Annotated in this window: 15 protein-coding genes; all 15 read left to right on the plus strand. The window is 47.8% G+C overall.

Annotation, left to right across the window (positions count from 1 at the left end; genetic code table 11):
- Positions 1 to 18 precede the first annotated feature (18 nt).
- The 15 genes from ACFQZR_RS07625 to ACFQZR_RS07695 all read left to right on the plus strand — a co-directional run bounded on the left by ACFQZR_RS07625 (position 19) and on the right by ACFQZR_RS07695 (position 15,301).
- Complete coding sequence (locus ACFQZR_RS07625; RefSeq protein WP_379344486.1) at positions 19 to 423, plus strand: F0F1 ATP synthase subunit epsilon; 405 nt, start codon at positions 19 to 21, stop codon at positions 421 to 423.
- Positions 424 to 831: 408 nt separating this feature from the next.
- Positions 832 to 1,077, plus strand: a complete 246-nt coding sequence (locus ACFQZR_RS07630) for a hypothetical protein (protein ID WP_379344488.1) — start codon at positions 832 to 834, stop codon at positions 1,075 to 1,077.
- Positions 1,078 to 1,856: 779 nt separating this feature from the next.
- A complete protein-coding gene (locus ACFQZR_RS07635) occupies positions 1,857 to 2,225 on the plus strand; it encodes an NADH-quinone oxidoreductase subunit A (RefSeq protein ID WP_018754704.1) in 369 nt (122 codons plus the stop codon).
- Positions 2,210 to 2,728: a NuoB/complex I 20 kDa subunit family protein gene (locus ACFQZR_RS07640; RefSeq protein ID WP_018754705.1), complete on the plus strand. Its 519-nt coding sequence runs from the start codon at positions 2,210 to 2,212 to the stop codon at positions 2,726 to 2,728. Before ACFQZR_RS07635 ends, ACFQZR_RS07640 begins: the two co-directional genes overlap by 16 nt.
- Positions 2,725 to 3,522 (plus strand): NADH-quinone oxidoreductase subunit C, encoded by a 798-nt coding sequence (locus ACFQZR_RS07645; RefSeq protein ID WP_379344491.1) that lies wholly within the window; start codon positions 2,725 to 2,727, stop codon positions 3,520 to 3,522. Before ACFQZR_RS07640 ends, ACFQZR_RS07645 begins: the two co-directional genes overlap by 4 nt.
- 6 nt (positions 3,523 to 3,528) lie before the next feature.
- Complete coding sequence (locus ACFQZR_RS07650; protein WP_379344493.1) at positions 3,529 to 4,629, plus strand: NADH-quinone oxidoreductase subunit D; 1,101 nt, start codon at positions 3,529 to 3,531, stop codon at positions 4,627 to 4,629.
- On the plus strand, positions 4,629 to 5,639 hold the full coding sequence (gene nuoH, locus ACFQZR_RS07655) for an NADH-quinone oxidoreductase subunit NuoH (protein WP_018754708.1): 1,011 nt from the start codon (positions 4,629 to 4,631) through the stop codon (positions 5,637 to 5,639). The genes ACFQZR_RS07650 and nuoH overlap by 1 nt, the downstream gene beginning before the upstream one ends.
- Before the next feature lie 15 nt (positions 5,640 to 5,654).
- Positions 5,655 to 6,110, plus strand: a complete 456-nt coding sequence (gene nuoI / locus ACFQZR_RS07660) for an NADH-quinone oxidoreductase subunit NuoI (RefSeq protein ID WP_018754709.1) — start codon at positions 5,655 to 5,657, stop codon at positions 6,108 to 6,110.
- A complete protein-coding gene (locus ACFQZR_RS07665) occupies positions 6,103 to 6,621 on the plus strand; it encodes an NADH-quinone oxidoreductase subunit J (RefSeq protein WP_018754710.1) in 519 nt (172 codons plus the stop codon). Before nuoI ends, ACFQZR_RS07665 begins: the two co-directional genes overlap by 8 nt.
- 1 nt (position 6,622) lies before the next feature.
- Positions 6,623 to 6,934 carry an NADH-quinone oxidoreductase subunit NuoK gene (nuoK, locus tag ACFQZR_RS07670; protein WP_018754711.1) on the plus strand — a complete coding sequence of 104 codons (312 nt, stop codon included), beginning with the start codon at positions 6,623 to 6,625 and terminating at the stop codon, positions 6,932 to 6,934.
- Positions 6,935 to 6,952: 18 nt separating this feature from the next.
- Positions 6,953 to 8,833, plus strand: coding sequence for an NADH-quinone oxidoreductase subunit L (gene nuoL, locus ACFQZR_RS07675; RefSeq protein WP_379344497.1), 1,881 nt, complete (start codon positions 6,953 to 6,955; stop codon positions 8,831 to 8,833).
- A complete protein-coding gene (locus ACFQZR_RS07680) occupies positions 8,834 to 10,453 on the plus strand; it encodes a complex I subunit 4 family protein (protein ID WP_379344499.1) in 1,620 nt (539 codons plus the stop codon). It begins immediately after the preceding gene.
- A gap of 4 nt (positions 10,454 to 10,457) precedes the next feature.
- The gene (locus ACFQZR_RS07685) at positions 10,458 to 12,023 is read left to right on the plus strand and encodes an NADH-quinone oxidoreductase subunit N (RefSeq protein WP_379344500.1); all 1,566 of its coding nucleotides are present in this window, start codon (positions 10,458 to 10,460) and stop codon (positions 12,021 to 12,023) included.
- A 165-nt stretch (positions 12,024 to 12,188) separates the two neighbouring features.
- Positions 12,189 to 15,026 carry a S8 family peptidase gene (locus ACFQZR_RS07690; RefSeq protein ID WP_379344501.1) on the plus strand — a complete coding sequence of 946 codons (2,838 nt, stop codon included), beginning with the start codon at positions 12,189 to 12,191 and terminating at the stop codon, positions 15,024 to 15,026.
- Between the two features lie 29 nt (positions 15,027 to 15,055).
- Positions 15,056 to 15,301 (plus strand): DUF1146 family protein, encoded by a 246-nt coding sequence (locus ACFQZR_RS07695; protein WP_018754716.1) that lies wholly within the window; start codon positions 15,056 to 15,058, stop codon positions 15,299 to 15,301.
- The last annotated feature ends 87 nt before the right edge of the window (positions 15,302 to 15,388 follow it).

Raw genomic sequence — 15,388 nt, forward strand, 5'->3', positions numbered from 1 at the left:
GTTTTAGGAGGGTTCCATGTGAGTACCTTTTTATTGGAAGTTGTAACTCCCGAGCGTAAAGTGTACGCGAAGGAAGTCAATATGGTTATTGTGAAAGGGATGGAAGGCGAGCTTGGTATTCAAGCAAACCACGTCCCGCTCGTAACACCTTTGAAGGTTGCTCCAGTGGTCATCAAAACGAACGGCAAAGTGGAAGAAATTGCAGTTCATGGTGGATTTGTTCAAATTGGTAAAGAAAAAGTGGTCATTCTTGCTGAAACGGCTGAACTTCCAGGGGATATTGATTATAACCGGGCGAAGGCAGCAAGAGAACGGGCAGAACGCCGACTTGCCAATAAGAAAGACCATATTGATCATCGCCGTGCAGAGCTTGCTCTCCAAAGAGCGCTTGCTCGTATCGAAGTGAGTGAACACAAAATCTAGCTATCTAGCTTCCCCCTAAATCCCCCTTCACCATTGAAGGGGGACCCCAGGGCGCTGACGCCCCTGGACCCCGTAAACTGGGCGATATGAGCTGCGGTTGCGCGGGTTTAGGTGCGGATGGTGGGTGGAGCGCTACTAAAAAGCCTGATTTATATTGCCATAGGGCAATATAAATCAGGCTTTTTTCGCTTTCAGTTGGCGATGTTTAGGGACTTCAAATCGGATTGGTGGAATGAGCGGCGTTTTCGGTGATGAGCTAATGTGTGCAATGAGCGCTCACTGTGCGGCTGTTGCTGCCTGCGGCATCCCCAGCGCACCCGCTTACTCTCAGGATTTGCATGTGGTACTTTCGAAGAGAGCGGCTATTGGGTAAGCAGAGTAAAAGGCGAGAATGACACGCACGGCTACATGAATGCAACATTGAGCCGGACGCACTTTTTCTCGCCTTTTATCTTTTTTTCAAATACTATCTTTGAGAAGTATTTTGATCTCTCATCATATGATGATAATGATAATGATGGTGATGATGGACGATGTGATGAACATTTGGGTGACTTTGGGTATGAAAATGGGGATGATGCATCATGTGTTCATGACCTTGATGTGAATGGGATTGTGGATCGGGATCCCTTTGTTGAGATCCTTGAACACTAAGCTTTTCTTGATTCATTGATTTTCTCCTTTCACCTTTTGAATAATTCATATTATGTCTGCACAGGATTAGTGACACTTGACCTAAATGAATTGGGCTACTTATAGTCGCCTTTAAGGGGATTTACTGACGAAGCACCCTCTAACGGACCCGTGAGCACTTATTAGTAAAAGTTCGAGGTTCACAACGTTGGCACAAAGGACGAGCCAATAATTGAGCAAGTGTTAACCGAGGAAGAGCATGAATTCCAGCTTTCATAGGACAGCATGCTGCATTCTGAAGGGAGCCCCGTTTTGGCCTATGGCTTAACGGGGCTCTTCCTGCCCTCCCCTCCATGTAAAGAGGGAAGGGTTTGTGATGGAGATGAAAATGCATAAGGAAAAGCTGGTGTATCGGTTGGAGAGCGGAGCGCTCGCCTTTGAAATTGGGAAAATACCATAACTCGTCCAATCACATTTCCCGATTTCAACAGCGATGGAAACCGATACACCTGCGTTCCCCCACTACATTTTCATCTCCATCACGCTCCATCACGCTCCATCGAGCTACCAGCATCCTTTCCGTCACAAACTCTTCACGAATTTGCATTCTCTCCCCAGCATATATAGCAAGTACAAGGGTTGTTAGACACACTAAAAAATACGCCTAAAACTACAAATGAAAACCCAGGTTTTGGATAGACGTCACTGGTAGGTTTTGTTATAATTGTTACGGGTTTATTACAGTTTTTTTCGTTTTGTATAATAAAATTATATAGTTGTGAACGGAGGCGAGAGAGGACATGGAATACTCGAATAACTATGTCATTGTAGCGATCTTCATTGCGCTGGGAATTTTGCTACCAGTGGTAGCGCTTACAGTGGGAAGATTTCTAAGACCTAGCAAACCTACCGAAATCAAGCAATCGACCTATGAGAGTGGGAACGAGCCGGTAGGGGTAGGGCAGGTACGATTTAATATCCGCTATTATCTATTCGCACTGATGTTTGTTATTTTCGATGTGGAGACCGTGTTTCTTTACCCGTGGGCCGTGGCGTATCAGCAGCTTGGACTCTTCGTACTTGTTGAGATGTTGATATTTGTCGCATTGTTGCTTGTGGGGCTTATATACGCTTGGAAGAAGAAGGTGCTCAAATGGAACTCAATTTAGAGTCGATCAGTCCTGAGGAACGTCAGGAGTTAGAAAGAAATGTATTCATGGGAACACTGGAACAATTGAAGGCGTGGGCGCGAAGCAACTCGCTCTGGCCGCTTACGTTCGGGCTAGCATGTTGTGCGATTGAAATGATGGGAACGGGAGCATCCCACTATGATTTGGACCGATTTGGCGTTATATTCCGCACATCGCCTCGTCAATCTGACGTGATGATCGTAGCAGGGACGGTAACGAAGAAAATGGGTCCTTTATTGCGTCGCTTGTACGACCAAATGCCCGAGCCGAAATGGGTAATCGCAATGGGATCATGTGCAACGGCTGGCGGTCCTTATGTGAAATCGTATGCCGTAATGAAAGGCGTGGATCAAATTGTACCGGTCGATGTTTACATCCCGGGCTGCCCGCCGAACCCGGCTGCTTTGATCTATGGCATTAATAAATTGCAAGAGAAGATTCGTTATGAAGCGAAGACCGGGAAGCAGGTGACGAACCAATGAGCGATGAGCAAGAGGTAAAACCTGACAAACCGGAACGCAAGCTCATGACGCCGGAAGAACGCGAAGCGAAGGTCAAGGCGGCTGCCGAAGCACGAGCAGCACGCGAACGTGCGAAGGCTGAAGCTGGAGGCGGCGACGTACCGGCACCAGAAGCGGCGGGAGATGGAGCTGTTGGAGCCACACCAGAGCGCAAAGTGCTAACGGATGAAGAGAAAGAAGCGAAGGTCAAAGCTGCAGCTGAAGCGAGAGCAGCCAGAGCCAAGGCCAAGGAAGAAGCCGAGGCAGCTGCAGCAGAGGCTGCACCAAAGGAGCCTTCCCATAATCAACCGCGCCTTGATCGCGCTATTGCGATTCTGAAAGAAAAAATAGCCGAAGATGTGGTGGAAGAATCCTCAATTAACGAGAATAACAACCACTTGCCGACGCTTACGATTAAGAATGAACATTGGTATACATGTGCGGAACTTCTCAAGCATGATCCGGAGTTTCAATGCGACTATCTTCGGAATGTGTCGGGCGCGGATCATGAGACGCATATGGAAGTGGTCTATCATATGGTATCCATCACGACGCAGCACGAATATTGCATTCGTGTAAAGACGGATCGTGATCAGCCGTCCGTCGATTCGGTGACGCCGATTTGGCAAACGGCCAATTGGAATGAGCGTGAAATCTATGACTTACTCGGTATCGCATTTCCGGGTCATCCCGATTTGCGCCGAATTATGATGTCCGATGATTGGGTAGGGCATCCACTGCGCAAAGACTATGTACCGCTAGATTCGGAGGTGTAATCACGCGTGATTCGGACAGAAGAACTTCTATTGAATGTAGGACCGCAGCATCCCAGTACACATGGTGTATTTCGGATCGTCGTGAAATTAGACGGAGAAGTGATTAAAGAAGCAACACCCGTGATGGGCTACCTGCATCGGGGTACAGAGAAGCTGGCAGAGGATTTGAACTATACGCAGATCATTCCTTATACCGATCGTATGGATTACGTGTCAGCCATGACGAACAACTATGTGCTCGTGGATGCTGTGGAGAAAATGATGCAGCTCGAAATTCCGGAGCGTGCTGAGTTTCTAAGACTGATCGTGATGGAATTGCAGCGTCTTGCCAGTCACATGGTATGGTGGGGGACCTATTTGCTTGATATTGGAGCAATGAGCCCTTTCTTATATGCATTCCGGGATCGTGAGATCATCATCGATTTATTTAACGAATTGTGCGGTGCACGACTTACCTATAACTACATGCGTGTAGGCGGTGTGAAGTGGGATGCGCCAGCTGGCTGGATCGATAAGGTTCGAGAATTCATCCCTTATATGAAGAAGAAGCTTGTTGAGTACGATAATCTCGTGAGCGGTAACGAGATCTTCCTGCAACGGATTATCGGGGTCGGCAAATACGATGCGCAAACGGCCATTGATTATGGTTTAAGCGGGGCGAATTTGCGTTGTACCGGGGTGAATTGGGATCTGCGGAAAAATGAGCCGTACAGCATTTACGACCGGTTCGATTTCGATGTCCCGCTCGGTACCAATGGCGATTGCTATGACCGCTATGTCATTCGAATGGAAGAGATGCGCCAGACGTTGCGTATCCTGGAGCAAGCGATTGAGCAATTCCCGAAAGACGGTGAGATTATGGGCAAGGTTCCCCGTGTCATCCGTCCACCGGCAGGCGAGATCTATGCGCGCATTGAATCACCGCGCGGTGAGATTGGTGCTTATATCGTCTCGAAAGGAAAAGCAGAACCGTATCGTTTGAAGTTCAGACGTCCTTCCTTCGTGAATCTGCAGATCTTACCGAAGCTTCTCGTCGGGGAGACCATGACGAACCTCATTACGATTCTAGGCGGCGTTGATATCGTCGTTGGGGAGGTTGACTGTTAATGGGCGCTTGGTTGCAAGAATCGTTAACATGGACGAATTTTGCTATATTTCTAGCCTGGAGCATTGTATTTCTATTTATCGTATTGGGGTTTGTAACCTATGCCATCTACTATGAACGCAAAGTCATTGGCTGGATGCAAGGACGGATCGGTCCGAACCGGGTAGGTCCATTCGGATTGTTCCAGACCGTTGCAGATATCCTGAAGCTGCTTATTAAAGAGGATACGATCCCACGAAAAGCGGATCGTTGGTTGTTCATCCTTGCACCCGTTATTACGTACGTTCCTGCATTTGCGGTTCTAGTCACGATTCCTTATACGAATTCACTTTATTTTACAGACCTCAATGTAGGCTTGTTGTATTACGGCGCGTTATCTTGTATTTCAACGATTGGCATCATTCTGGGCGGTTGGGCTTCCAACAATAAATACTCCTTACTCGGCGGCATGCGCTCAGCAGCCCAGATGATTAGTTACGAGATTCCACTGGTTATATCGGTGGTTGGTGTAATAATGGTCAGTGGCAGCTTAAGCTTGCGTACCATTGTAAATGGGCAAGGCGATGCGTTCTGGCAGTGGAATTTCCTTCCGCAGATCATCGGATTTGTGGTATTCATCATCGCAGCGGTCTCTGAGCTTAACCGTACACCATTCGATTTGCCGGAAGCTGAGTCTGAGCTCGTTGCAGGCTACCATGTCGAGTATAGTGGATTCCGATTTGCATTCTTCATGCTCGCAGAATATGTCTACATGTTCGCTATTGCATCGCTTACGACGGTTCTATTCCTCGGTGGATGGCATGCGCCGCTTCCGTTCTTAACGTTCATCCCAGGAGTGATCTGGTTCATCCTGAAATTCACATTCTGTGTGTTCTTCTTGTTCTGGCTGCGCGCAACGATGCCGCGTATTCGTGTGGATCAGCTCATGAGCTTCGGTTGGAAAGTGCTGCTCCCACTATCGCTCCTGAATGTGTTCATTACGGCTATCTACATGGAACTATTCATCAAATAGAAGGGGAGAGTACCGATGAAGGGATTGCTTAAAGGGCTAGGAGTCACGTTCAAGACGATGACCTCCAAAAAAGTAACCTATAAATACCCGGATGTACCGCTCGAAATGCCGGATCGCTTTCGTGGTATTCAATATTTTGAGCCGGATAAATGTATCGTGTGCAATCAGTGTGCAAAGATCTGTCCGACAGAATGCTTGACGCTGACAGGCAAACCGAACCCGGATCCAGAGAAAAAAGGGAAAGTCATCGATACGTTCGATATTAACTTTGAACTCTGCATTCTGTGCGATTTATGTACGGAAGTGTGTCCGACAGAAGCAGTTGTTATGACGAATAACTTTGAGCTAGCGGCATACAGCCGTGATGACCTGTTCAAAAATAAAGAGTGGTTGTACGAGAACAACAACCATATTCGTAAGGAGAATAACTCGGCGATGACGACGAGGGGGGGCGTCAAGAAAGATGTTTGATTTGAGCTTCCAGCTTACGGGCGAATACGTTGCTTTCTTTATCCTTGCAGTTTGTATTATCGCAGGTGCCGTCTTAATGCTTAGCTTCAGTAAAGTCATTCACATGGTGGTCTCGCTCGCTTTTGCTTTTATCGGGCTTGCCGGGATGTATGTACTCTTGAATGCGGAATTCGTGGCTTTCGTGCAAGTCCTCATCTATGCGGGAGCGATTTCGATCCTGATGATCTTCGGTATTATGATGACGCGGCATGATCAGAAGGATGAAGAGATCCGAAGACCGTGGCACGAAGCAATTACGGCGGTTGGATGTCTAGCCTTGTTCGGATTGTTGTTCTACGCCATTCGCGCGACCGAGCTGCCTGCTGCGGCTTGGGATCCTCCGAAGGACAATACGCTGGAGATCGGTAAACTGCTCTATACGGAGCACGTGATACCGTTCGAATTGATGTCGGTGCTGCTCACGGTTGCTTTTATCGGGGCGATTGTGATTGCCAAAAGGGAGGAGGACTAAGATGAGCGGAATGTTAGGTTCGTATCTGATGCTCGCTGCCATTTTGTTCTGCCTTGGTCTGTACGGTGCATTAACGAAACGGAGCGCTGTTGTCGTCTTATTATCCATTGAATTGATGCTGAACGCGGTGAACTTGAACCTCGTCGCTTTTTCGAAATATGGGGTTGTTCCTGGACTGAAGGGCCAGATCTTCTCGCTCTTTAACATTTCGATTGCTGCTGCGGAAGCTGCAATAGGTATCGCGATCCTCATCGCGCTATACCGGAATAAGGGAACAGCGAATGTGGATGAATTCAATGAGATGAAGCGATAACCAATAGGAGGAAATGCAATGGAATTTGTCTACTCGCAATATGCCTTTGTCGTTCCGATCCTCCCGCTGATCGCCTTCCTGATTCTTACGGCACTTGGTCGGCAGATGAGAGGGATCGGTGGATGGATCAGTATCGTATTTACGCTCGCTTCATTTATATATGCATTACTAATAGGAATCGAGCGAATCGGCGGTCAGGCAGAGGATTATACCAAAAATATGGATTGGATCCGATTCGGTGATGTGCATCTAACAGTCGGGTTCGAAGTCACGAACCTGAATGCGCTCATGCTCATGATCGTGACGTTCGTCAGTTTACTCGTTAATGTCTATTCTAGAGGATATATGAAAGGCGATGACCGGATCAATATTTTCTTCGCGTATGTCTCTCTGTTCACCTTCTCCATGTTGGGGTTGGTCATTTCGTCGAATTTACTAGAGCTCTATATCTTCTGGGAGCTTGTAGGGGTTTGTTCCTTCCTGTTGGTTGGGTTCTGGTATCAGAAGCCGGCAGCCAAGGCTGCTGCCAAGAAGGCTTTTATCGTAACACGTATTGGGGATGTTGGCCTATTTATCGCGATCTTGCTGCTATACGTCTATATGCCGGATCATGCACTAGATTTCGCATCCATCCATAATGTGTTCAGACAGCCTGAGATGATGAACGCTGTTGGCATTAGCGCAGGGATCTCTACGCTGATTGCTATTCTAATCTTCGTAGGCGCGATCGGCAAATCTGGTCAATTCCCACTACATACGTGGTTGCCTGATGCGATGGAAGGTCCAACGCCGATTAGTGCACTGATCCATGCTGCGACGATGGTAGCAGCGGGTGTGTACTTGGTGGCTAGAACCTTCGATGTGTTCCATGCCTCACCGGCAGCGATGGAAGTCGTCGCATATGTCGGCGGGTTCACGGCGATCTTCGCAGCGACAATCGGGATTGCGCAGAATGATATCAAACGGATCCTTGCGTACTCGACGGTCAGTCAGCTCGGCTATATGATGATGGCACTGGGAATCGGGTCTGTAACAGCAGGGATGTTCCACTTGTTTACGCACGCATTCTTCAAAGCATTGTTATTCCTTGGTGCAGGTAGCGTGATTCATGCGGTTCATAAGCAAGATGTCAATGAATTAGGTGGCTTAGGCTCCAAAATGAAAATAACGGCATGGACGTTCGGTATTGGCGCATTAGCATTATCGGGTATTCCGCCATTCTCGGGATTCTGGTCGAAGGATGCAATTCTGACCGCAGCATGGGAAGGTCACAAAGGATTATTCGTTATTGGACTCATTGCGGCGTTCTTCACTGCGTTCTATATGTCGAGACTCTTCTTCTTGGTCTTCACGGGCAAATCGGAGGCCGCTAAAGATGCGCACGAATCTCCAGCGACAATGACGATTCCACTCGTATTGCTCGCCATTCTAGCTGTCGTAGCTGGTTTCGTCTTCACACCGTTTAATAGCTGGTTCGGAACATGGCTGGAAGGCACGGAAACGAAGGAGCATGCGAATGTGATCGTCATGATCTTATCGACGGTCGTTGGGCTGCTCGGCATTGGACTCGGCTGGCTCATTTATCGTCAAAAATCGATCTCGCGGGATGCGATTGCTTCCAGTGCGCCATGGCTTACGAAATTACTCGCGAATAAGTATTATATCGATGAAGTCTATCAAGTGATCATTGTAGCACCACTGCGTGCGATCGGACTCGCGCTCTCCGCTTTCGATCAATGGATCGTGGATGGTATCGTTCGCGGCGTAGCCGGATTGACGGTCCTAACAGGACGGACATCGACACGGATGCAGAACGGCCAGGTGCAGACTTATGGATTGATTACACTGCTCGGCTGCGTCATTCTGATCTTGGGTATTGTCGGAAGGAGGTTATGGTAGATGATTGCCAATATTCCGATTCTTACGCTCATCGCCTTGTCTCCGCTGCTAGGGGTACTCATTTTATTATTCATGCCGCAGGATAAGAGCAGAGCGATGAAAGTGATTGCCATCGCTTCAACGGTGCTTACACTCGGTCTTGCCACTTGGATGTATGCAGCCTATGAATACAGCGGTAAGGGCACGGCCTATGAAGAAAATGTACGATGGATCAATATTGCGTTGAACAAAGAGTTCATGGCTGAACAAGGGTTTGCATCGTACAGTATTCAATTTAATTATCATCTTGCGATGGATGGCATATCGCTTCTCCTCGTCCTACTGACGGCGGTCGTGAGTGTGATGGCAGCACTTGCTTCGTTTCACATTAAGAAGCGCACGAAAATGTACTTCATCTTATTCTTACTTCTTGAAGTGGGCATGTTCGGCGTATTTATGGCAAGAGACCTGTTCTTATTCTTCTTATTCTTCGAAGTGACCTTGGTCGCAACGTATTTCTTAATCGGGATTTGGGGTTACGGAGGCCGCGAACGTGCGGCGAATAAGTTCTTGATCTATAACGGCTTTGGATCTGCGCTTATGCTGATCGCATTCGTCCTATTAATTGCAACGGCAGGATTTACGATCGATACCGCTTCGAATGCGCAAGGGCACTATATGTATTCTGGCAGCTTATCGACCATTATGCAGAACCTGTTGGATCCGAATTCCTATGTCAATATGAATCCAGAGCAAATGACGAGTGCTTTCTTCATGTCGGACGGGATGAAGACAACTATTTTCGTCTTGCTCCTTGTTGCCTTTGGTATCAAGCTTCCCTTCTTCCCGTTCCATACGTGGATGCTCAAGGTGCATAATGAAGCGCCACCAGCCGTCGTTATGATTCACTCAGGGATTCTGCTGAAGATGGGAGCCTATGGACTCATTCGATTTGCACTCTTCTTGTTCCCGCATCAGGCGGAATCGTGGTCAACGACCTTAGCGATTCTAGGTGTTGTGAATATTCTGTACGGTGCCGTGCTGGCTCTCGTCCAACGGGAGTTCAAGCTTGTTCTGGCCTATTCGAGTATCAGTCATATGGGCGTTGTTCTTCTAGGACTTTCGGCACTGAATGAAATCGGTTTGCAAGGCGCGATGTATCAGATGATCTCGCATGGATTTATCTCCGCATTGTTCTTCTTGATCGTCGGCAGTCTCTACGAAAGGACGCGTACGACGCAGCTGGATGAGCTTGGCGGACTTGCGCGAAGCATGCCTTTCATGAGTGGGATTCTACTTATTGCAGGTCTTGCATCCTTAGGCTTGCCTGGTTTATCGGGATTCGTTGGAGAATTTCTCTCCTTCCTAGGCTTGTTCAGTACGATGAAAGTCGTTGCGGTTGTAGGTGCACTCGGAATTATTCTAGGCGCTGTCTACGTCCTACGAGGGGTACTGGGTATCACCTATGGTCCGATGGAGGACCGTTATATCGGCATCCGTGATGCTCGTCTAATTGAGGCTGTGCCCATGATTGCTCTGACTGCATTGATCGTATTGCTCGGTGTCTATCCGACGATACTCATTGATCCGCTGCAGCATAGCTTCGACCAATTTCTAGAACTTATCAAGGTAGGAGGTTAGTCCCATGAATCCAACTGAAACGATCACGCCACTGCAATGGGCCGATCTTGCCACCTTGGCACCGGAATTAACATTGGTCATCGCGGCAATTCTCCTATCTCTGCTAGATTTATTCTTACCGAAAAGGGTCAATCGTGATGGGCTAGGCGTATTCTCCTTGGTAGCTGTGCTGATCTCCCTCGGATTTGTCGTCTGGCGGATGATCGATATGAGCAGCGGTGCAGAGACGGCTTCAACAGCTCAGGCGCTGCATCTCCTGGGGCAGAGTTACCGGGTTGATGATTTTGCGAATCTGCTGAAAATTATTTTCTTAGGCGGAACGGCACTTATTATTTTCATGAGTCTAGGATCGATTCGTGAGGAAGAGATTCCACATAAGGGTGAGTATTACTACTTACTACTGCCTGCGGTACTCGGTGCGATGATGATGGCATCCTCTGGCGATCTTATTACGCTATATGTTGGGCTTGAATTGTTGAGTATTACTTCCTATGTGCTCGTAGCGCTTAAGAAAAATGATCTCAAATCCAATGAGAGTGCCTTCAAATATGTCGTACTTGGAAGTATCTCTTCGGCCTTCATTCTATATGGTATGTCCTTTCTCTATGGGATGTCAGGATCGACGGATCTTGCTACGATTGCTCAGATGTTATCGCAGCATTTGGACGATTTCAAAGTCTTAATCTATGTTAGCTTCTTCTTGATGCTCGCAGGATTCGGGTTCAAGATCGCGGTTGCCCCATTCCACGTATGGGCGCCAGATGTGTACCAAGGGGCGCCGACGCCAGTTACAGCGTTCCTCGCGGTCGTTTCTAAGGCAGCTGGCTTTGCGATTTTATTCCGAATCGTCTATAACGTATTTTTCCCGCTCGCGAGCCAAGAATATCTGTATATTAGCAGTGATGTCATGCTCACGCTCCTGATCGTCGCTGCGATCGCGATGGTTATCGGGAATACGGCAGCACTTCGTCAACGGAATATGAAGCGATTGCTGGCCTTATCCGGTGTTGCGAATGCAGGGTACTTGCTCGTACCGATCGGATTATCCATGACACCGCTGCATGTCTCGAATTTCTCCGAGTTCGCGTTTTATCTTATTGCCTATCTGTTCATGAACATCGGCGCATTTGCCGTGACGATGATTGTGAGTCGGGATGCGGGCCATGATGAGATCAGCGGCTTCGCAGGGTTGTACTACCGGGCTCCTTTTACCGCGGTGGGAATGACGATCCTGCTCCTGTCCTTTGCGGGCATACCGCTTACGGGCGGGTTTATCGGAAAGCTCTTCATTGTTCTCGGGGCCGCACAGATGAAGGCCTATTGGATCGCTGCGATCATGATCATTACCAGCGTCATCTCACTGTACTACTACTTCGGAATCATCCGTCAAATGTATATGCGTTCGGTAGGTGAGATGCCTTCCATTCGATTCCCAGCACCACTCGGGATTACGGTATGGATCTGTGTTGCTGCAACGATCTATCTCGGGGTTATGCCGAATACGGTGCTAGATGTGATCAATAAATTTTTTGCCCTTTCGTTTGATTTATTCATTCGAGTAGGGAGTTAGTCGATAAAAGTATTGAAGAGAGCCTTCCTTCGCGGAAGGCTTTTTTTGCCAGATGCAATCTTCTATAAAGTAAAAGGGGATTAAGTGCGGCGTATCGAAGAAGTAGAGGTACCTATTTTAGAAGAAACATGAGATAGGTAAATGGATGGTAGAATAGGAGAAGCAATGAAAAGATTACGATACCGCATCGTCGTCGTATTGATGTGTATGCTGCTACTGCAGTACATGAGTGAAGCAACAACAGGGATGATGACAGCAAAGGCAGAGCAGTCGCAGATGCATTCAACTAATAGCAATCCGATTGCGCAGGAAGCACAAATCGAAGAAGATCAACCGAAATCCTGGATCGTAAAATGGAAGGGCTCGTCCCAAGATCAGGGTTTATTACATGATACAGAAGTTCTAAGCAAGCAAGAGGCTGTAAATGTCTATGTTGTACGTCTGAAGCAGGGGATTGAACCGATGGATTGGTTGGCACGGGCTAGAGAATCTGCCGAAGTGGAGTATGTGCAGCCGAATAATCCGGTAACGGTGCTCAAGGTACCGAACGATACCAATTATGAGAGTCAGAAATATTTGCGCCAGATTCATGCTGATTCGGCTTGGGAACAAGTCACAGGCAACACCAAGCTTACGATCGGCGTCGTGGATACCGGGGTGGATTTGAAGCATGCGGATTTGCGAGATAATTTGGTAGATGGCGTTAATCTGATTAAGCCTAGCCAGCTTCCGCAGGATGATAATGGACATGGGACGAGTGTCGCGGGTGTGATTGGAGCCGTGGGGAATAACCGATTGGGCGTTAGCGGCATATTATGGGATGCAAGAGTAATGCCCATTAAGGCGCTGGATTCCTCGGGATCGGGTGATGAAGATAAGCTCGGCGAAGGGATTGTCTATGCGATTGAGCATGATGTGAAGATCGTCGTGCTATCCGTAGGCTTGTATCGGTATTCAACCTATATGCAGCAAATCGTGCAATATGCGGAGAGCAAAGGGGTATTACTCATCGCAGCAACGGGGAATGATGGAGCGGAGTTGGCCGGAAAAGCAGCCGTGAAATATCCTGCGGCATATCCCGAAGTGATCGCTGTCGGTGGGACTGCTGATTTGAAGACCGCAGAGCCGCGCTCGAACTATGGTCCAGAAGTGGATGTCGTTGCTCCATGGCGGGTCTATACCACAGCGCTAGGTGGTGGCTATACAACCGATGAAGGAACTTCAATGGCTGCGCCGCAAGTTGCAGCTGTCGCAGCGATGATCTGGTCCAAATATCCGGATATGAAGCCTTATCAGATTCGCAATTTAATTCGCCAGTCGGCACAGGATCTTGGAACGATGGGATGGGATGCGAAGACGGGGTACGGTCTACTCCGCGCAGATCGAGCATTGACGATGAAACCAAAGGAGGATATTTACGAGGATAACGGAAGTCGTGAGATCGCGAAGGCGTTTCCGATTGATACTTCGATGTCTGCTGTACTGCAAGGCGAGGATGAAGATTGGTTCTATGTCAATGCACCTTATGATGGGACCTTGACCCTTCAGACACAACTTATTCAGGGTGGAACGCCACTGCAGCTGACCTATTACACTGCGACGAAAGCCGGAGGAACCAAAGTTGCAAGTCTGACGAATACGAAGACACAGATTCCAGTGAAAAAGGGCAAAAATATTTTGCAATTTAAACTGACAAATATGAAGTCCAAAACACCTGTAACGTACAAATTGATTTCAAAATTTACGATATACAGTGACCCATACGAGCATAACAATAAGCAATACCAGGCTTTTACACTTCCAACGCGAAGTCAGGAAGTCACTGGAACCTTCCATCAGGATGGAGATGAGGATTGGTTCGTGTTCCGAGTGACGGATCAAGGAACATTACGGCTCAAGCTCGATAGCGATACGGCACGTATTGATCCGGCGATGGAGATCAGCGGTCCTGGAATGGAGAAATTAACAATCGATTCTTTCAGTGAGGATAGCTCAGACAGTGAGAGCATTACGCTCATGGATACCAAGCCGGGCCAGTATTATATACGGGTCTATAATGCGATTTCGCCCAAGGCAAGTGCTGTTGCCGGTGAATATAAGCTATACATCCAATACGTTACGCAATATACGGATCCCAATGAACCGAATGACAAGAGCTATCAAGCGGTAACAGCAGTGTCAGATACCGATTATATGGGCGTATTCGGATCGAATACAGATGTGGACTGGTTCGAATATCGTGTAGACCAGAAGAGTTATGTGGAGCTAAGTGTTAGAGGCATTCCTTCGAACCGTGTTGTTACAATGAACGTATATGATCGCAAGCAGAAGGCTTTATTCAAGATGTCGAATAGCTTAGGTAATACATCGCTCAAATCAGCACGAATCATGGAGCCGGGAACGTATCTCGTACGATTGTCGACCAATCAAATGTTTAATGGACAATACTATCAATTCAAAATGCATGCAGAAACACTTGTAGCCGGATTTCGAGATATTGAAGGCCATTGGGCGGTTCCAGCGATTACGGCTTTGACGGAGCGGCGATGGATTGGTGGGTATGATGGGTATCGCTTCGAGCCAGATCGAGGAATCACTCGGGCGGAAGCAGTCTCCATCCTAAGCAAGGCTTTTAAGTTCAAAGCAGGGAATGCGGTTCAGTATAACGATGTCAATGTGAAGCATTGGGCTTATGCCGATATCGCCAAAGCTGCAGCAGCTGGGATTGTACATGGTTATCAGGATGGCACCTTCGCGCCGAACCGGTTCGTTACACGTGCGGAGATGGCAGTGATGATCGGTAATGCGATGAAGGAGAAGCCGAGAGGAAGCAGGAAAGGTCCTTTTACCGATGTGAGTGTGAATCACTGGGCTGCCCCGATGTTGAGTCAAATGAAATCACGTGGATATTTGAAAGGTTACAGTAATGGATCTTTTAAGCCGGACGCTTCGGCGAGCCGGGCTGAATTCACGACCATGTTATACGAAATTTTGGTTAAATAATGAGTTGAAATCGGAAGGAGGAGCTGCGCATGGATGATTCGATGACATCGTTGGTTGGTTTAAGTGGGTTGGTCGGTATTATCGTAACGTTAGGCTGTATTGGACTCGCCTGGTGGGCGCTTCAAGCGGTGAAGTTTGATTTGTTCTTGAGGAATGCCAAGGGGCCCCAAGGAAAGCTGTTACACGTGTTCCTATCGGTGATTATCGGTCACTGGGTATCTGAATTCGTGCTCCAATATTGGGAGTGGACACAGCGCCTTAAGGGTTTGTTCTAAATCGAGCCATGATTAATCTGCAGTCTGCAAGTTGTGTCGAATAACATCGAACAATTGTGTGAAGACTGGTAAATAAGAAAATGAATA

It is taken from the genome of Paenibacillus sp. GCM10027629 (assembly GCF_042676425.1).
GTDB lineage: Bacteria > Bacillota > Bacilli > Paenibacillales > Paenibacillaceae > Paenibacillus_K > Paenibacillus_K terrigena.